This is a genomic window from Cyanobium sp. Maggiore-St4-Cus (genome assembly GCF_024345615.1).
Classification (GTDB): Bacteria; Cyanobacteriota; Cyanobacteriia; order PCC-6307; family Cyanobiaceae; genus Cyanobium_A; species Cyanobium_A usitatum.
The window spans coordinates 80,834-97,477 of sequence record NZ_JAGQBL010000006.1; the positions used below are offsets into that span (position 1 = coordinate 80,834).

At 65.1% G+C, this 16,644-nt stretch carries 17 protein-coding genes and 1 tRNA gene; 8 read left to right on the forward strand and 10 right to left on the reverse strand.

The window, feature by feature from the left end; all coding sequences use genetic code 11:
* Positions 1-28: 28 nt before the first annotated feature.
* From murD to KBY99_RS07315, 4 genes are all read right to left on the reverse strand, one after another.
* Positions 29-1,444, reverse strand: a complete 1,416-nt coding sequence (gene murD / locus KBY99_RS07300; protein ID WP_254998277.1) for a UDP-N-acetylmuramoyl-L-alanine--D-glutamate ligase — start codon at positions 1,442-1,444, stop codon at positions 29-31.
* Between the two features lie 34 nt (positions 1,445-1,478).
* Positions 1,479-1,550 (reverse strand) — tRNA-Val (locus KBY99_RS07305).
* Between the two features lie 45 nt (positions 1,551-1,595).
* On the reverse strand, positions 1,596-2,345 hold the full coding sequence (locus tag KBY99_RS07310; protein WP_254998278.1) for a photosystem II S4 domain protein: 750 nt from the start codon (positions 2,343-2,345) through the stop codon (positions 1,596-1,598).
* Positions 2,338-2,841, reverse strand: coding sequence for a hypothetical protein (locus tag KBY99_RS07315; RefSeq protein ID WP_254992945.1), 504 nt, complete (start codon positions 2,839-2,841; stop codon positions 2,338-2,340). Before KBY99_RS07315 ends, KBY99_RS07310 begins: the two co-directional genes overlap by 8 nt.
* 83 nt (positions 2,842-2,924) lie before the next feature.
* Here KBY99_RS07315 and serA point away from each other — a divergent pair, with 83 nt between their 5' ends.
* The 4 genes from serA (at position 2,925) to KBY99_RS07335 (ending at position 6,427) form a co-directional block, all read left to right on the forward strand.
* Positions 2,925-4,511: a phosphoglycerate dehydrogenase gene (gene serA, locus KBY99_RS07320; RefSeq protein WP_254998279.1), complete on the forward strand. Its 1,587-nt coding sequence runs from the start codon at positions 2,925-2,927 to the stop codon at positions 4,509-4,511.
* Entirely contained in the window at positions 4,511-5,431 is a 921-nt protein-coding gene (gene prmA / locus KBY99_RS07325; RefSeq protein ID WP_254998281.1) for a 50S ribosomal protein L11 methyltransferase, read from the forward strand. Before serA ends, prmA begins: the two co-directional genes overlap by 1 nt.
* 141 nt (positions 5,432-5,572) lie before the next feature.
* On the forward strand, positions 5,573-5,872 hold the full coding sequence (locus KBY99_RS07330) for a ferredoxin (RefSeq protein ID WP_106502300.1): 300 nt from the start codon (positions 5,573-5,575) through the stop codon (positions 5,870-5,872).
* 114 nt (positions 5,873-5,986) lie between these two features.
* The gene (locus tag KBY99_RS07335; protein ID WP_409996547.1) at positions 5,987-6,427 is read left to right on the forward strand and encodes a hypothetical protein; all 441 of its coding nucleotides are present in this window, start codon (positions 5,987-5,989) and stop codon (positions 6,425-6,427) included.
* Between the two features lie 38 nt (positions 6,428-6,465).
* Here the strand turns inward: KBY99_RS07335 and psbV are convergent, their stop codons facing one another.
* Both psbV and rnz read right to left on the reverse strand, forming a co-directional pair.
* Positions 6,466-6,987 (reverse strand): photosystem II cytochrome c-550, encoded by a 522-nt coding sequence (psbV, locus tag KBY99_RS07340; RefSeq protein ID WP_106502299.1) that lies wholly within the window; start codon positions 6,985-6,987, stop codon positions 6,466-6,468.
* Positions 6,988-7,085: 98 nt separating this feature from the next.
* The gene (gene rnz / locus KBY99_RS07345) at positions 7,086-8,045 is read right to left on the reverse strand and encodes a ribonuclease Z (RefSeq protein ID WP_254941039.1); all 960 of its coding nucleotides are present in this window, start codon (positions 8,043-8,045) and stop codon (positions 7,086-7,088) included.
* Positions 8,046-8,117: 72 nt separating this feature from the next.
* Here rnz and KBY99_RS07350 point away from each other — a divergent pair, with 72 nt between their 5' ends.
* A complete protein-coding gene (locus tag KBY99_RS07350; RefSeq protein WP_254998283.1) occupies positions 8,118-9,416 on the forward strand; it encodes a SpoIID/LytB domain-containing protein in 1,299 nt (432 codons plus the stop codon).
* 2 nt (positions 9,417-9,418) lie between these two features.
* A complete protein-coding gene (locus KBY99_RS07355) occupies positions 9,419-10,174 on the forward strand; it encodes a glucosamine-6-phosphate deaminase (RefSeq protein ID WP_261352362.1) in 756 nt (251 codons plus the stop codon).
* On the opposite strand, the gene KBY99_RS07360 is transcribed toward KBY99_RS07355, so the two are convergent.
* On the reverse strand, positions 10,148-11,563 hold the full coding sequence (locus tag KBY99_RS07360; RefSeq protein ID WP_254998285.1) for a DUF1254 domain-containing protein: 1,416 nt from the start codon (positions 11,561-11,563) through the stop codon (positions 10,148-10,150). The two genes, KBY99_RS07355 and KBY99_RS07360, sit on opposite strands and share 27 nt — an antisense overlap.
* Positions 11,560-13,053 (reverse strand): DUF1254 domain-containing protein, encoded by a 1,494-nt coding sequence (locus KBY99_RS07365; protein ID WP_254998288.1) that lies wholly within the window; start codon positions 13,051-13,053, stop codon positions 11,560-11,562. Before KBY99_RS07365 ends, KBY99_RS07360 begins: the two co-directional genes overlap by 4 nt.
* 141 nt (positions 13,054-13,194) lie before the next feature.
* Between KBY99_RS07365 and KBY99_RS07370 the strand changes: the two genes are divergently transcribed.
* Positions 13,195-14,142, forward strand: a complete 948-nt coding sequence (locus KBY99_RS07370; RefSeq protein ID WP_254998289.1) for a proline iminopeptidase-family hydrolase — start codon at positions 13,195-13,197, stop codon at positions 14,140-14,142.
* Positions 14,143-14,172: 30 nt separating this feature from the next.
* On the opposite strand, the gene KBY99_RS07375 is transcribed toward KBY99_RS07370, so the two are convergent.
* Both KBY99_RS07375 and truB read right to left on the reverse strand, forming a co-directional pair.
* Positions 14,173-14,958, reverse strand: a complete 786-nt coding sequence (locus KBY99_RS07375) for a YebC/PmpR family DNA-binding transcriptional regulator (RefSeq protein ID WP_254998291.1) — start codon at positions 14,956-14,958, stop codon at positions 14,173-14,175.
* A gap of 27 nt (positions 14,959-14,985) precedes the next feature.
* Positions 14,986-15,873: a tRNA pseudouridine(55) synthase TruB gene (gene truB / locus KBY99_RS07380; protein WP_254998292.1), complete on the reverse strand. Its 888-nt coding sequence runs from the start codon at positions 15,871-15,873 to the stop codon at positions 14,986-14,988.
* Between the two features lie 42 nt (positions 15,874-15,915).
* Here truB and KBY99_RS07385 point away from each other — a divergent pair, with 42 nt between their 5' ends.
* Positions 15,916-16,644, forward strand: coding sequence for a queuosine precursor transporter (locus KBY99_RS07385; protein ID WP_254998295.1), 729 nt, complete (start codon positions 15,916-15,918; stop codon positions 16,642-16,644).

Sequence of the window (16,644 nt, forward strand, 5' to 3'; positions counted from 1 at the left end):
ATGTTAGGAGCTAGATAGCTGAACGCCCTTACAGCGACATCACCAGCTGGCGGAAGTCATCACCACGGGCCTCAAAATCGCTGTATTGGTCAAAGCTGGCGCAGGCTGGGGAAAGCAGCACCGCTAGGCAGCGATGGCTGCGGGCTAATTGGTCGGCCAGGGGTACGGCTTCAGCCAGGTTGTCGCAGCAGTGCACGACTCCGCTAAAGCCTGCTTGGCTAAGTAGTTGATCAAACTCAGCCTGGGCAGCTCCGTAGAGCACCACCGCTGCGGCTTTCTGTTGCAAGGCTGCCAGCCAGCTATCGGGATTTCCCTGCTTCGATTCACCACCCGCTAGCACTACTAGCGGACCGTCCAGGGCGTGCAGCGCCACCTCGGCGGCGTCGTAGTTGGTGGCCTTGCTGTCGTTGTAGAAGCTGATGCCTTGCTGCTCGCGGATGCGCTCAAGCCGGTGGGGCACGCCGGTAAAGGAGCGGAAGGCTTGCTCCATCTGGGCGCCGCTCAAGCCGGCTTCGAGCCCGGCCGCAGCGGCCAGCAGCATGTTTTGGCGGTTGTGGGCGCCGGGCATGGCTAGGCAATCCGCAGCCATTAAAAGTTTGCCGGGGCCGGTCTCGCCGGGCTGGGGGGCTTGCCATACCTGGCCGGCTTCGATCCAGAGACTGGGCTGGATCGTGGGCGGGAGGTCCTCCCGGCTGCCGGCGGTGACCCAGATGGCCCGCTGCAAGCCGGCGGCATGGGCGCGTAGGTCGGCGTCATCGGCGTTGAGTATGGGCGACGTGGAACGCTCCAACAGGCTGCGTTTGATGGCCCGGTAGGCCTCAATGGTGCCGTGGCGCTCGAGATGGTCGGGGGTCAAGGTGGTCCAAATTCCCACCCGTGGAGCTACTTGAGGGGCCGATTCGATCTGATAGCTGCTGAGCTCCATCACCAGCCAGTTGGGTTGGGGATCGCCGCGCTCCAGTCGCTCCAGCACCAGCTCTGCCCCAGAGAAGCCCACGTTGCCGCCCATGGGGGCATCGAGCCCAGCGTGCTGAAGCAGGTGGCTCACCAGGTGGGTAACGGTGGTTTTGCCATTGGTGCCGGTGATGCCGATCCAGGGCACGTCGCCACTGGCTTGGAAAGCCAGCTCCATTTCGCCTTTGGTGCTTACTCCTGAGTTGCGCAGCTCCACCAGGGTGGGATGGTCCCAGCGGATGCCTGGACTCACCACCACCGCTGAGGGAGTAGTGCCAAGGGCGGCAAAGGCGTCGCCGTGGAGGGGCACGCCTAGCAGAACATCAATGCCTGCCCTGCGCAACTCGCTCGCTTTGGTTTCAAGTGCTGGGCTGGATTGGCTCTCAATCACCAGCACCGCATGGCCGAGATGGTTAAGCAGCCGAGCAGCACCTATCCCTGAGCGAGCAAGTCCAACAACAACGGTCAATTCCCTTGTTGCATCTGCCATCTCGAAACTTAGGGCTAATACTGAATTTTTAAAATGGGCGATACTGGATTCGAACCAGTGACTCCTACCGTGTCAAGGTAGTGCTCTACCTCTGAGCTAATCGCCCCAGAAGCTTTGCCAGGTTACAGGTAGGCCTGATTCAGGTAATCCCTCAGCAGCGCACCAGCTCGATTCGCCAGCGCTCCCGCTTGGTTGCTGTGACCGTCTCAATCTGCAGTTCGCCCCGGCCCTCCAGCTGCACCCGGTCTCCCACCGTCACCGCCCTGCTGGGACTGCTGACTGGCTGCCAGTTGAGTCTCACCCTGCCTTGGCGGATCAGCTCGGCCATGCGGTTGCGAGATAACCCGAATCCGGCAGAGGCCACCGCATCGAGGCGCAGGGAGGCTTCCACGGTTTGAAAGCGGCGGGGCAGGCGCGGCGCCGGAAGTTGCAACTCATGCAGGGGGCGGGCTTCCAGGGCCACCTCCACCGTGCGCACCACAGCGGTGCGGCCATCAAGGGCAGCAGCTTGAGCAGCCGTGAGAATTGCCTGGGCACCCCGGTCGCCTCGCAGCCAGAGATCGCCCAGCTCTCCCTCCGCAGCGCCGAGGGCTAGCAGGCCCGCGCGGAAGTCTTGTCGCTCAGCCGGGTCAAATAGGAAATTGCCGCCCAGCTCCAGGCCCATCAGGCCGGCGGCAACTTCATCGGCATCAATGGCTGCGTCGTAGCGCTGCAAAAGCAGACGCTGGCGTTCAGCTCCTGGGTAGCCCCCCCGGCTGGCCATCTCCAGCTCGGCCAGCCCTGCCAGGTGCTCTTGGGCCTGCTCAAGCAACGCCCCATCAAGAAAGGGAGTCCACACCGGCTCCCAGGTGCGCAGGGCCTGGTCTGCGGCAGCGATCACGGCTTCAAGGTCCCTAGCCATCGCCCAGTCGCACCACCGCCAGGGGTTTGGCCTGCTGCAGGGAGGTCCAAGGCATATCGATGCCGTTAGCGGTTTCGGCCAGCAGCAGCCAGTTGCCTTCTTCCACCCGGTTGCGCAGGCTGCGGATGCGGTCGTCCTCTTCGGAGCGCACGCTGGCAGCGGCAGCAAAACTGCCCATCCAGCCCGAACCCATGCCGAGCAGGGCGCCGATCAGGTGCTGGCTCCAGGCACCCGCAAAGGCGAAGGTGTCCAGATCGGTGATGTAGGTGAAGGTGAGGCCAGCCAAAAAGCCAAAGGGAATTAGCCAGCGCGCCATGCCCTGCTGGCGGGCCCGCCTTGCCACCGCAGGGTTTAGCCGGGCCACCTCGGCCATGGCCTGCTCTCCCTCTCCGATGGCCTCCAACTGCAGCAGCGGCGGCTGCAGCTCGGCCAGTCGATCCCGAAGCTGATGCAACCTTTTGCGGTCGTTCAGAACTACCACCACACTTGTGCCCACGCTGCGCCTTGCTCAGTGTTGTTGGGGCGATTCTCGCCGCTCACTACACTGCACGGCCGGCTCTCCGCTTCGCACCGCCGGGCATGACAAAGGTTCTCGTTTCGGATCCCATCGACCAGGCGGGGATCGACATCCTGTCCCAGGTGGCTCAGGTTGATGTGCGCACTGGCCTGCCCCCCGAGGAGCTCAAGGCGATCATCGGCGACTACGACGCCCTGATGATTCGCTCAGGCACCACGGTGACTGCCGAAATCATTGAAGCGGCCGACAAGCTGCGGATCATTGGACGAGCCGGCGTCGGCGTCGACAACGTCGATGTGCCGGCGGCCACCAAGCGCGGTGTGCTTGTGGTGAACTCGCCGGAGGGCAACACCATCGCCGCCGCTGAGCAGGCCTTAGCCCTGATGCTGGCCCTGTCGCGCCACGTGCCCCATGCCCATGCCAGCACCATGGCCGGCGGCTGGGATCGCAAGAAATACGTGGGCAACGAGCTCTACAAGAAAAAGCTGGGCGTGGTGGGTCTCGGCAAGATCGGCTCCCACGTGGCCCGGGTGGCCAAGGCGATGGGCATGGACGTGATGGCCTACGACCCCTACGTGTCTGCCGAGCGGGCCCAGCAAATGCAGGTCCGACTGCTGCCCCTGCACGCCCTGTTTGCCGAAGCTGACTTCGTCAGCCTGCACCTGCCCCGCACCCCAGACACCGAGAACCTGGTGAACGCGGAGCTGCTCAAGACAATGAAATCGACGGCGCGGATCGTTAACTGCGCCCGCGGCGGCATCATTGACGAAGCGGCCCTCGCTGAGGCGGTTGAGAACGGCACCATCGGCGGCGCTGCCCTTGATGTGTACGCCAAAGAGCCCCTAGAGGCAGGTTCGCCCTTGCGGCAGGTGAAGGAGCGCCTAATCCTCACGCCCCATTTGGGTGCCTCCACCGAAGAGGCCCAGGAAAACGTCGCGATCGATGTGGCCGAGCAGATCCGCGACGTACTGCTTGGCTTGCCTGCCCGCAGCGCCGTGAATATTCCTGGCCTCAATGCCGAGGTGATGGAGCAGCTCAAGCCCCACCTGCAATTGGCCGAAACCCTGGGTCAGCTGCTGAGCCAGCTGGCTGGTGGCCCGATCAGTGAGCTCGAGGTGAGACTCCAGGGCGACTTCGCCGCCCACCCTGCCCAGCCGCTGGTGGTGGCGGCCCTCAAGGGTCTGCTTTCCACCGCCCTGGGCGACAGCATCAACTACGTGAACGCCAGCTTGGAGGCCAAGGAGCGAGGCATCCACGTGCTTGAAGTCAAGGATGACGCCAGTCGCGATTTCGCCGGTGGTTCGCTGCAGCTCAGCTGCCGCAATTCCCAGGCCAGCCACAGCGTTACCGGAGCGGTGTTCGCCGAAGGCGAGCTGCGCATCACCACCATCGATGAATTTCCGGTGAACGTGGCTCCAAGCCGCCACATGCTGTTCACTCGCCACCGGGACATGCCCGGGATCATCGGCCAGTTGGGCTCCCTGTTGGGCGAGCACAACGTCAACATTGCCTCGATGCAGGTGGGCCGCCGCATCGTGCGTGGTGACGCCGTGATGGTGCTCAGCCTCGATGACCCCATCCCCCCCAGCCTGCTGGTCTCGGTGCACGCCATCAACGGCATTCAGGAAGCCCACCCGGTAACCCTTTGATGGCTGCTGCTCCGGGCTGGTGGCGACTGGAGCTGGCCTCCCTGCCGGAGCTGGAGGAATCCCTGCTCTGGAAGCTCGCTGACCTGGGCATACCTCGGGTTGCGGTTCAGCACCGCCCCGAAACCCCCAGCCAGCGTCAGCTGATTGCCTGGTTGCCGGCGATCGATTGGCCTGAGCCGGAGCGGCAGCAGCTGGCTCTGGCTCTGGCGCCACTGGCCGAGCCCTTCGGCTTGGCCCTGCCCCCGCTGCTGTGGAGTCAGCAGGCCGATGAAGACTGGAGCCTCAGCTGGAAGCAGCACTGGCAGGCCGATCCTGTGGGCAAGGGGCTGCTGATCCTGCCTGCGTGGCTGCCCTGTCCGCCCGAGCATGCCGAGCGGAAGCTAATTGCCATGGATCCGGGCAGTGCCTTCGGCACCGGCAGCCATCCCACCACCAGGCTGTGCCTGGAGGCCTTGGAGCTGCTGGCCGCCATGACGCCAGAGGGGCTGGCTGGCCTGCGGGTGGCCGACCTCGGCTGCGGTAGCGGCGTGCTGGGCCTGGCTGCCCTGCGGCTGGGCGCGGCCTCGGTAGCGGCTGTCGATACCGATTCGCTGGCAGTGCGAGCCACTGCCGACAATGCCGCCCTCAACGGACTCACGCCTCAAGTACGGGTGCAACTGGGCTCGGTTGAGGCCCTGGCTGAGCTGCTTGAGGGCCAGCCGGCCGATCTTTTGCTCTGCAACATCCTTGCTCCGGTGATTCAGGCCCTTTGTCCAGCCTTCAACACCGTGCTGGCTGCCAACGGCGTGGGTCTGCTCAGTGGCCTGCTCGTTGACCAGGCTCCGGCGTTGCAACTGGCCCTGCGGGACGAGGGCTGGCAGGCCGAACTCACGGCTGAACAAAGCCAATGGGGCCTGATGACGATCCGGCGTGTCGCATAAGGCACGCTGATCTGTGCCTTCAATTTGATTGGCCTTCCAGCGTTCTGGCCGCCAAATCGACAGTTAGGGCGTCCGGCGGATGTATGAAGGGCGAGTCCTACAGGCCCGGCTTCCGGGTGCCTGTGAGCCCCAATCTTTTTCATGGCTTCCTACAAGGTCACCCTCATCAGCGAGAGCGAAGGCCTCAACAAGACCATCGAGGTTCCTGATGACCAGTACATCCTCGACGCTGCTGAAGAACAGGGCGTTGATCTGCCCTACTCCTGCCGCGCCGGCGCTTGCTCCACCTGCGCAGGCAAGCTGACTTCCGGCACCGTCGATCAAAGCGACCAGAGCTTCCTCGACGACGACCAGATCGAAGCTGGTTTTGTGCTCACCTGCGTGGCCTACCCCACCAGCGACTGCACCATCAAGACCCACGCTGAAGAAGAGCTCTATTGAGCCCCAGATCAGCCTGCGCAGGCTCGGCAAATCCCCGACCTGCGCTTGAGCAATCTGAACTTCTCTGCCACCCTTAGGGGTGGCTTTTTGCTGTCATTCCCGAGCCGCAGTTCTGTGTCAGCCCAGGCACCCCCCTCCCGGGGCAACGTCGCAGCCCTGCTGGAGCCAGGGAGCGAGCACACCAGCCCCGGCGGCCACTACAGCTATCGGGTGCTGGGCCCCTGCTGCCGCCTGTTTGATCGCGAGGAGTTGCCCTGGCCCTGCTGTCGGTTGGCCTGGCATAGCAAGGAGCCAAGCTGGCGGCGCATCGGCCGGCGCTTTGTGCCTGATCTGGCCTCCCGCCGCTGCCCGTCCTATGCCGTTGAGCTTCTGCAGCCCGGCGCCCGCCCCACCCGCACGGTTATCACCCTGTTCCCGATGCGGCTTGAATCCCAGTTGCAGGAGTGGTGGTACAGCAAGCAGCCCACCTCCCTAGACCTGACCAACTGCAAGCCACCGCCTTTTACGGCCAATAAAAAAGCCGGTGCTATTGCACCGGCTGAACGGGGGGATTGAGGCTAAAAGTTTATCTGGTATTAAAAGTTGATCTGAGCCTAGAAGTAGATCTTGCCGCCGCCCCACTGGATGCCCTGAACCTTGGGGGCCACCAGGATGTAGCCAGCCATCAGGCGCAGGTCGTCGTCGTCGAGGTCGCGCATTTTCACGAAGATGTCGCTGCTGCGCATGCTGGGGTGCACGTCAGCAATGCTGTATTCCCCGTCGTAGGAGGTGGGGTCCTTCATGTAGTCCACCAGGGCCTCAACGCTGTCCCGCGACGGCGTCGCCAAGGCCAGAGTTTCAGGGTCGAGGCCCACGTTCTGATTGGTTTTGGTGATGCCACCGGCGTGGCACTCGCCGCAGCTGCTGTTGAACACCTTGCGACCGGCCTTGATCTCCTGCTCGCTGAAGGTCACCAGGGTGCCGTCTGGCGTGGCGGGCACGGTGAGCTGCTCTGTGGTCCAGGCGGCTGCCAGAGCCGGGCTGCCGAAGCCCATGAACAGCAGCAGGGCCAGCATGGTTCGAGCAAGAACGCGAACCGCCTTGCGGAGGGCAGCCGAGGGGAAGGAGGAGGCCATTGGAAAAAGCCGGCGGGTAGGCGGTAAAGACCGCATCGGAGACCTTGTATCACGGGGAAAGGGCCCTCCGCAGCCGATTAACGCGAACTGTTGCAGGGCTAGGCCGTGGCTGGTTCGGATGGGGTGATGTCGATGCTGAGGAAATCCTTGGCCACCAGGGTGTTGGCAAAGATGGATTGGGCTTCCGCTACCAAGTCGTCGGGGGTCATCGGATTGCCTGGCATGTAGCGAGGGCTCAGGTGGGTGAGCACCAGTTGCTTGACGCCGGCCTCCAGGGCGGTTTGGGCCGCCATCGTGCTGGTGGAGTGCTGGCGCTGGTAGGCAAGCTCCGCTTCGGCGTGGGAAAAGGTGGATTCGTGGATCAGTAGGTCAGCGCCGCGGGCCAGCTCCACCGCCGCTTCGCAGAACACGGTGTCGGTGCAATAAACAACGCTGGCCCCCGGGCGATCGGGGCCGCAAAGGCTGGCGCCATTGATGATCCGGCCGTCTTCAAGGCTGATGTCGCGCCCAGCCTTGAGCTCGGCGTAGATCGGCCCTGGCGGGATGCCGAGGGCCTTGGCTCGCTCCACGTCGAAGCGGCCAGCCCGCGGCTTCTGATCGACCCGGTAGGCGTAGGCAGGCACCCGGTGGGTCAGCGGCGTGCAGCGCACCGTGAGGTCGTCGTCATCGAGGAGCAGGGCACCGCTCTCGGCAGCGGATCGCACCCGGTGGGTGCGAAGGGGGTAGCTGATCCGGGTGGAGGAGGTGCGCAGCACCCCTTCGAGGTAGTCGCGCAGGGGATCGGGGCCGTAGAGGTCGATGCCCGTGCAGGTGCCCGCCAGGCCGAGGCTGGCCAGCAGGCCGGGCAGGCCAAATACATGGTCGCCGTGCATGTGGGTGACGAAAATCCGCCGCAGCTGGCTCACCCGCAGATCGCTGCGCAGAAACTGGTGCTGGGTGCCCTCGCCGCAGTCGAACAACCACAGCTCGCTGCGCTGGGGCAGACGCAGCGCCACGGCCGAGACATTGCGGCCCCGGGTGGGCACACCGGAGCTGGTGCCTAAAAAGGTGACCTGCACGGTCGTGCTGCCTCTGGCGCATGTTGCCACGCCGGGCACAATGGGCCCCCTGAGTCGGGAGAAGCAGCCTCCGTGCCCGTATTGCGCTTTCCCCTGGTGTCTTTGCTGGCAAGCGCCCTGGTGCTGACCGGTGCTGCTCCGGGACAGCTGCGGGCCCAGCAGGCCAACCCGCAGGTGCGGGTGCTGTTGCTCGAAACGGTCAAGCTCACGCTGGCGGCGCCTCAGCAGCCCTTGGTTTTGCGGGCCGGCAGCCAGCGCTGGTCGCTGGCGCCGCTGGAGCCGGTGGTGTTGCAGCTGGCTGCCGGCAGCCTTGTGCTGGAACGAGCCGCCGGCGTGGAGCGACTGCCTGCAGTTAGAGAGCTCTGGCTGGAGCCGGCAGCCCAGTCCGCTGCCCCCCCGCTGGATTTGCAGTTTGGCCCCCAGGAAGGCGCCGATTTTCAGCTACAGCAGCGGGGCTATCGCGGCCGACTGCAGGTGCTTGTGGGTAGCTCATCCCTACAGGCCGTGAACCATGTGCCCCTTGAGGCCTACCTGCCCAGCGTGGTGGCCAGCGAGATGCCGGCGAGCTGGCCCCAGGCGGCCCTGCGCGCTCAGGCGGTGGCAGCCCGCACCTATGCCCTGCGTCAGCGCAAGCCGGCTGCCGCCTTTGACGTGAGCGCCACGGTTTCCAGCCAGGTTTACAAGGGTGTTGAGGCGGAAACCCCTTCAACACGTCAGGCGGTTGTTAGCACCCGCGGCCAGGTGTTGATGTTTGGTCCCAGCTTGGCCAACGCTGTTTTTCACAGCAGCGCCGGTGGCAGCACCGAAAACAGCGGTGATCTCTGGAGCCAGCAGCTTCCGTACCTGGTGAGCGTGCCCGATTTTGATCAGCACAGCCCGGTGCACGCCTGGCAGTTGCGCCTGGAGCCTGAGCAGCTGCAGAAGGCGTTTGGCGAGATCGGCGGTGCCCAGCGCATCGATGTGCTCGCCACCACCGGCTCCGGTCGGGTGCGCCAGGCGCGGGTGACTGGCCCTGCCGGCACCCTGGTGCTCACCGGCGCCCAGCTGCGCAGCCGCCTGGGGCTCAAGAGCACCATGGTGCGCTTTGAGGTGCTGGCCCCACAGCTGGCGGCCCTGCCAACTTCCCTGCCCACCTTCCTTCCTGCCTTGCCGCCGCTGATGCCGCGGGCTGCCGAGCCTGCCATCACCCCGGATCAGGTGCCCGTGCAACTGCCTCCGCCTTCGCTGCTGGCGATCGGCCGGGGCTTCGGCCATGGTGTGGGTATGAGCCAGTGGGGCGCCCACGGCATGGCCAACCGGGGCCAGAGCTACGAGCAGATCCTGCATCACTACTACCGCGGAACGGAGTTGCGCCCCTACGTCAGCCCCTGAAGTTGGAGTTGCGCTCCCTCGTTGATGGGCCGGCCGTGGCTGCTGCGGTGGCGTCCCGCCTGCTGGAAGAGCGCCTGCAGCGGCCCCGGCTTCCCCTGGGACTGGCCACGGGCCGCACCATGGAGCCTGTCTACGCGGCCTTAGCCCAGCAGCTTGAGCAGCTCAGTGGGGCCCAACAGCAGGCGATCCGCCAGGGCTGGCTGAGCTTCAACCTGGATGAATATGTGGGCTTGGCGGCCACCGATACCCGTTCCTTTGCGGCCTTCATGGCTGCCCGGCTGCAGCGCCCCTTGGGTTTGCAGCCTGAGCAGGTGCTGCTGCCCGATGGCCTGGCAAGCGTTCCCCAGGCTGAGGCCAGGCGCTACGGGACCGCCCTCGCGGTGGCTGGTGGCGTGGGGCTGCAGCTGCTTGGTTTGGGCTTAAACGGCCATGTGGGCTTCAACGAGCCCCCCTGCAGAGCTCAAGCCCCCTGCCGCTGCCTGACCCTCAGCGCCGCCACCCGGGCCCAGAACGCTGGTGCCTTTGGCGGCGATCCCGAGGCGGTGCCGGCCCAGGCGATCACGCTTGGATTGGCGGAGATCCTGGCGGCAGAGCGGATCCTGCTGGTGGTCACCGGGGCCAGTAAAGCTGCCATTTTGAAACGGGCTTTGCAGGAGCCCCCCTGCCCTGAGGTGCCAGCCAGCTGGCTGCAGCACCACCCCCGGCTGGAGGTGGTGGCGGATCGGGCGGCCCTAGGGACGTTCCTGCAGGGCAGGTAGCTGCCATTGCCCTGAAAGGGCCGACGGTCCTGGCCCATAGAGACGGCCCACGAAGAAGAAGGGCCCAGCAGGAGCCGGCAGCCAGTTGGAGACCTTGGCTGGGCCTGGGTTTTCATGCTGGAGATAGATCTCCAGGGAGCCATCTGCCCCCAGCTTCAGGCCCTCAGTGCGATCCCCGATCGAATAGCGGTTGATCGGATTGGCCACCAGCAATCGCTGGGGGAGTGAATACATCGTGATCGACCAGAACTCACTCACCGGCGGTAGCTGGCCGGCGGGGAAGCGCAGCACCCACTGGCGGCGGCCATCGAGCACCTTGCCGTCGGGGCCTTTCTGCTGGGTGGCGTAGAAGGCCTCGGAACTGCTGTTGCCGTAGATACCCAGCATCGCCCCCATGGCCCGGTAGGTGAGGTAATCGCTCCCGAGTTCCTCGCGGGTGCCGAAGAAGCCCTTGGAACTGCTCTGGGCCAGGGCCTTGCTGCGCAGGTTGGTGGCGGCGGCGGCCACCCCGGCCTCGATGGCGCTGCGGGTGGCGGGAGTCAGTTGTTTGGGGTCAAAGGGCTGCCCTGGGCCGATGCCGATGCGGGCGAAGCGATTCATCATCCCCTGCTCCGACGGCACGGTGGGCATGTACGGCAGCAGGGCGTTGAGATAGCCGATGAAGCCGATTCCCTCGGCCTTTGCCGGATCCCAGGCGGGCCAGTTCACCGGCGGAGCGGGCTTGGGCGGCTTGGTCCCTTCGAAGCTCGAAAGGGGGATCAACTGGTATTTCGCCTGCAGCGCCTGAAGAGCTGGGATGTCCCCGGGCCCGTTGAGCTGGGTGCGGGTGATGCTGCCTACGAAATCTGTCTCGGCGCGGAACACCTTGGTGATCCCCTTGGGCACGCTGCCCTGCCAGCGGGGGCCGGCAAACAAATAGGTGCCGGCACCGCGCCCGGTGGCCCGCACGCCCGTGTAGGCGAAGTTGTGGGTGTAGAGGTCAACCCACTGGTTCACGTAGTAGCGGGGTGCCGGTACCGCCGGCAGCTTCAGCACGATCGGTTCAGCCCTTAGATCCAGCCAGGTCCAGGAATAGGGCGTGTCGTTGTTGGGGGTGACGATGTCGGTGTCGGCCGGGGTGGCGGAGCGGCTGTAATGACGGAATCGGTTGAAGCCGCCCACATAGCCCGGAAAGGCCTTGTTCTGGGTCTGGTTCCAGAAGGTCTGGTAGCCCTGCAGGGGGGCATAGGCGTAGAGCCAGGCCTCAGCGGCGATGGCCTTCGCTTCGGCGGGGGTGGGGGCTGGCGCCACAGAGGCGGCTAGGGCTGGTCCCGGCGCGGCGCTGGTCACTGCCATCAGGGCGAGGATCAGTCCAAGGCTTCTGGGCGGACGCTGGTTGCTGGTCTTCATGGCTGGATCGTCGTGATGTCGTTAAGTTGCCAGGTTTTGGCGAAATAGGGCTCGGTGGGGCCGTAGAAGCGGAAGTAGGCGAACCAGCCCTTACCTGGAGTGGTCTGGATCCAGTTCTTGGCACCGGCAGGCCGGATTGGCCCGAAATCCACATCCACCGAGCCGTCGGCGTTGCTCGCCAGCTCGGGCTTGCGGGAGCTGAGGTCGGCGGCGCCCTGGGGGGTGATCAGCGGGCCGCGGCTGAGGTTGTCGTAGAGGGTGATCGACCAGAACTGCTTCACCGGCGCATTGGCCGGCACGCGCATGCGATAGCTGCGGCCGCCGTCGAGCCATTGGCCCTTGGCATCTTTGGAGGCCTCCAGATACACCTGGCCGAAGCCCACCACCCGGCCCTGCATCCCCACCGACATGGCTATGGCCTCGTAGAACCAGGAGCTGCGTTCGTCGAACTGAACCCGCAGCTTGTCGGGGGATTCCTGATTCAGATCAAACAGGACGGCGTACTCCCAGTGCTTGCCGGGGTACACCGTGGCGCCAGGGGTGCGCTTGTCGTAGGCGATGGTGCGGGCCATCAGGTCACCCAGCTGGGCCCCCTCGCTGAGGATTCGTGCCTGCCGGGCATCGGGCTTGAAAGGCTGGCCCGGCGCAATGCCCAGGGGCGTCAGCATCCCAAACATCATCCGATCGCGGGGTGCCACCGGCTCGTTGGCATAAAGCTCACTGAGCAGCCGCCAGTAGGAGAGATCGGCGGGTTGGGCCGACTGCCAGGGGCGCCCGCCCACCTCGCTGTACCCGGTGGCCGCTGGGTTGGTGCGTTCGTTCCAGCCGTAGAGACGGTGCTGGCGCACGGTGGCCTCGGCCACGGCCTTGTCCGGCGCCAGGCCCCGGGTGCCGAACCACACCTGGTTGCTTGGGGAGCGGAAGATGCGGTAGCCCGGGGCCACCACCTCCGGCCCACCGGGGGGAAGGATCAGGTACTTGCCGCCAGCACCCTTGTCGGGCCCGGTCTGGCCCAGGTCGGTGATCGGCTGCTGCCAGATGTCGAGCACGCCGCCGGCGGTGAGCCCGGCCGGCACCTCCACCACCAGCGGCCCCTGCTTGGCCAGATCCCAGAAGCTGAAGGCGTAGAGGGTAGTGATGTTGGGGGTGAGCATCCCCGCCTTGTCCTGCAGCGTGCGGTAGAGCAGCACGTCGCCGTTGCGAACGCCCATGGTTTTCGCCTGGGCGTCGTAGAGGGCCTTGAAGCCCACCGCCGGCAGGGCCCACAGGTAGCCCTGGGTGGCGCGCTGCAGGTCGAGTTCGTTGTAGAGCTTGCGGGCTGTGGCGGCCGTGGGGTAACCGTTCTCCAGTTGTAGCCGTCCCAAAGCCGGCGTGTCCACGCTGGTTTTGGCTGAAGTGGTGGGTGCGGCCTGGGCCAGGGACGGGCTGCTCAGGGGGGCCAGCAGGGCCAGGATTCCCAGGGATAGCGCTGCGGGGCGGACAGGGGGCATTAAGCGGGGTGCTAGGGGGGTCGCGTACTAATTATTAGTGAGGAACCTCGCCGCTGCTTGCCGCCGAATCACACAAAGTCGTGTGGCGGCTGAACGATCAGCTAGTCACGATTATGTAAGGAATCTTTCTCGGCCTTGCCAATGACATCCAATCCAGCTCCGCCCGCTTCCGGTGTTCGCAAGATTCCGGTTCGGACTGCTCACGGCACGTTTGAGGTTTGGACACGTCGCAGCGGTGCAAGTCCAAACATCAAGCTATTGCTGCTCCATGGCGGGCCTGGCTGCACCCACGAGTATTTCGAGGTGTTTGATAGCTTTCTGCCCCAGGCGGGAGTCGAGCTCTATTTCTACGATCAGTTGGGTTCGCATCACAGCAGCCAGCCTGATCACGCTGATCTCTGGGAGATCGAGCGATTTGTCGATGAGGTGGAGCAGGTGCGCCAAGCCCTGGCTCTCGATGGCAGCAATTTTTTCTTGCTCGGTCACTCCTGGGGCGGGATTCTGGCGATTGAGTATGCGCTGCGCCACCAGCAGCATCTGAAGGGATTGGTAATCTCCAACATGGTTTGGAGTGTGCCCGAGTATAATCGTTACGCTGAAGAAAATTTTCTACGTCAACTGCCGGCGGGCGTTCTGGCCGAGCTCCAAGCCATCGAAGCTGCCGAGGATTACGACAACCCACGCTACATGGAGTTGTTGATTCCGCACCACTACGAGCACCATGTGTTGCGCCGACCCTATGCGCAATGGCCCGATTCGGTTCTGCGTGCATTTGAGCACCTCAATCCGAAGGTCTACATCCCCATGCAGGGCCCCAGTGAGCTGGGCGCGCGTGGCAAGTTGGCCCAGTGGGATCGCAGGGCTGACCTATCACGGATTCAGGTTCCCACTCTCACCATTGGTGCCGCCCACGACACCATGAATCCCCAGCAGATGGCGGCTATGGCCAAGGCTCTGCCGCGGGGTTCCCATCTCCACTGCCCGAATGGAAGCCATATGGCGATGGTTGATGACCAGGTGGTTTATATCCAGGGTCTGATCGATTTTCTGCGGCGGGTTGATGCCCAAACGATTCGAGAGGATCATTAATTGGGTGGCCAGTGCTTGGCACCGCTGCTCTCAGCCCATCACCGCCGCCAGCAGCCCCTCGTCGGCCTCCAGGTTGCTGGTAACGCTGCGCCCATCTTCCAGGTCCTCGAGGGCATCAAGCATGCGCAGGCAGGCACGCAGAGTTTCGGCGTCGCTTAGGGGGCAGGCGGTCTGGGGAATCCAGCGGTGTTCCCAACCCACCACTACCCAGTCTTGGTGCCGCAGGCCGTCCTGCAGGGCTTCTAGGTCGGCGAAGGTGCCGAACACCTCCAGGCCCCCTTCCTCGAGGGGGGTGTAGCCGAGGGCGGCGGGTCCGCCCTGCTCCTCCAGGGCCAGCAACCCTTCCAGCAGGACTTCTTCATCGATGGCTTGACCATCCCCGGCGGCCAGCTGCACCACCGAGCGCTGCTCAAACAGATAGCCCACACAGCCCGTTTCGCCCAGGTTGCCGCCGTGTTTGCCGAAGGCCAGGCGCACCTCGGCGGCAGTGCGGTTGCGGTTGTCGGTGAAGGCCTCCACCAGCACCGCCACGCCGCCGGGGCCGTAGCCCTCGTAGCGCACCGCCTCGAAGGTTTCGCCAGCGCCACCGCCCTGCCCTGAACCCTTGGCGATGGCTCGCTCGATGTTGGCGTTGGGCACGCCTGCGGCTTTGGCCTTCTCGATGGCGGTGCGCAGCTGGAAGTTGCCGGCGGGGTCGGCCCCGCTTCGGGCCGCCACCATGATCTCCCTGCCAAGCCGGGTGAACACGGCGCCGCGTTTGGAATCCACCACGGCCTTGCTGCGTTTTATCTGGGCCCACTTGCTGTGGCCGGCCATCGGGGTGCGGGGGGAGAGGGGCTGGGGCTAGCCGGTTGCGTTGAACACCAGCTTGGGCTGCAAGAGGCCGCCTTCACTGGTGCGAGCCATGCCGGCCAGGTTGCCATCCGGCCCCAGCACCGCCACCGGCTCTCCTTCCTCCAGCGACAGCCCATGGTCAAGGGCGCGGCCGCAGCGCCAGCCTTCAAGTTCTGCATCGAGCAGCTGCCGTTGGGGTAGGTGCCCCAGGGCTGCCAGCGGATTCAGCAGGGCTGGTAATGGCGCCTGATCGAGGGCTTCCAATGGCACGGCCTGTTCGAGCCCAAAGCCCAGGGCCTCGCTGCGACGCAGCTGCGCCAGGGCACCACCGCAGCCCAGCGCCTCGCCTAGGTCGCGGGCTAGGGAGCGGATGTAGGTGCCGGCTGAGCAGCGCACCAGCAGCTCGAGCCTTGCTGTGGCGCCATCCCAGCCGAGCAACTCCAGTCGCTGGATTGTGACCGCTCGGGGGGCCAGCTCGACCTGCTCGCCCTGGCGTACAAGGGCATAGGCCCGCTGCCCCTTCACGTGCACGGCTGAAACCTGGGGGGGCACCTGGTCGATCCTGCCCCGAAAGCTCGCCAGGGCTGCCTCCAGATCCGCTGCCTCCAAAGCGGGCACCGCAAAGCGGGCCAGCACCTCACCCTCCAGGTCGTCGCTGACGGTGCTCACTCCCAGTTGGACGACGCCTTGATAGGTCTTGTCGCCCTCCAGGTAGGGCAGTAGCCGGGTGGCGGGGCCTAGGGCGATTGGCAGCACCCCGGTGACGGCTGGATCCAGGGTGCCGCCATGGCCCACCCGCTTGAGCTTGTAGGAGCGCCGCACCCGGGCGACACAGGCGTGGGAGGTGAGCCCCGCCGCCTTGTCGAGCACCAGAAAGCCGCAGGGCTGGTCAGCCATGGATCGGAGCGTCACCCTTGCAGCGTCCCATGTTCAGCTCCAATGACCCTGCAGCAGCGCCGCGACCTGGCGTTTCTGGTGCTGGCTGGGATCTTCCTGGGCACCATGGGCATGCTCAACATCCTTGGCCTCACCCGCTTTCTGCAGTTGGGCACGATTGGCTCCTGGCCGATCGTGGTGGCGGTGGGGGCCCTGCCCTATCCGATCACCTTTCTCTGCACCGACCTGATCAGTGAGCTTTGGGGCGAGCAGAAGGCCTCCCAGCTGGTGTGGGTGGGTCTGCTGCTAAACGGCTGGATTGTGCTGATCCTTTGGCTTGGCGGCATCCTGCCGGGGCTGGCAGGCGCGCCCGATGCCACCTTTTTTGAGGTGCGCCGGCTCGCCTTCGGCGCGGTTGGCGCCTCGATGGTGGCTTACCTGGCGGCCCAGTTCACCGACGTGCGCCTATTCCATTTCTGGAAGCGCCTCAGTGGGGGCAAGGCCCTATGGCTGCGCAACAACGGCTCCACCCTGGTTAGCCAGCTGGTGGATACCAGCGCCGTGGTGCTGATCAGTCACTACGCCAGCCATGTGCTGCCGGTGCGCCCCGGCGAGCCGGTGGTGCCCCAGTTGGCCTCCTTCATCGCCAGTGGCTACCTGTTCAAACTTGTGGCAGCACTTGCTGACACCCTGCCCTTCTATGGCCTGGTGGCCTGGCTGCGGCGCTGGTTAGAGGTGCCGGGAGAAGGGGCTGAACTTGTGGAAGAGGCCCGTATCGGGGCTGGCTCCTAG

Bases quoted from the DNA above. Each gene is read 5' to 3' on its own strand.
- KBY99_RS07330 (WP_106502300.1), top strand. From the start codon at position 5,573: ATGGCTTCCTACAAGGTCACCCTCATCAGCGAGAGCGAAGGCCTCAAC.
- KBY99_RS07310 (WP_254998278.1), bottom strand. From the start codon at position 2,345: ATGGCTAGGGACCTTGAAGCCGTGATCGCTGCCGCAGACCAGGCCCTG.
- KBY99_RS07365 (WP_254998288.1), bottom strand. From the start codon at position 13,053: ATGCCCCCTGTCCGCCCCGCAGCGCTATCCCTGGGAATCCTGGCCCTG.
- KBY99_RS07370 (WP_254998289.1), top strand. From the start codon at position 13,195: ATGACATCCAATCCAGCTCCGCCCGCTTCCGGTGTTCGCAAGATTCCG.
- murD (WP_254998277.1), bottom strand. From the start codon at position 1,444: ATGGCAGATGCAACAAGGGAATTGACCGTTGTTGTTGGACTTGCTCGC.
- psbV (WP_106502299.1), bottom strand. From the start codon at position 6,987: ATGGCCTCCTCCTTCCCCTCGGCTGCCCTCCGCAAGGCGGTTCGCGTT.
- KBY99_RS07385 (WP_254998295.1), top strand. From the start codon at position 15,916: ATGACCCTGCAGCAGCGCCGCGACCTGGCGTTTCTGGTGCTGGCTGGG.
- serA (WP_254998279.1), top strand. From the start codon at position 2,925: ATGACAAAGGTTCTCGTTTCGGATCCCATCGACCAGGCGGGGATCGAC.
- KBY99_RS07375 (WP_254998291.1), bottom strand. From the start codon at position 14,958: ATGGCCGGCCACAGCAAGTGGGCCCAGATAAAACGCAGCAAGGCCGTG.
- KBY99_RS07360 (WP_254998285.1), bottom strand. From the start codon at position 11,563: ATGAAGACCAGCAACCAGCGTCCGCCCAGAAGCCTTGGACTGATCCTC.
- truB (WP_254998292.1), bottom strand. From the start codon at position 15,873: ATGGCTGACCAGCCCTGCGGCTTTCTGGTGCTCGACAAGGCGGCGGGG.
- prmA (WP_254998281.1), top strand. From the start codon at position 4,511: ATGGCTGCTGCTCCGGGCTGGTGGCGACTGGAGCTGGCCTCCCTGCCG.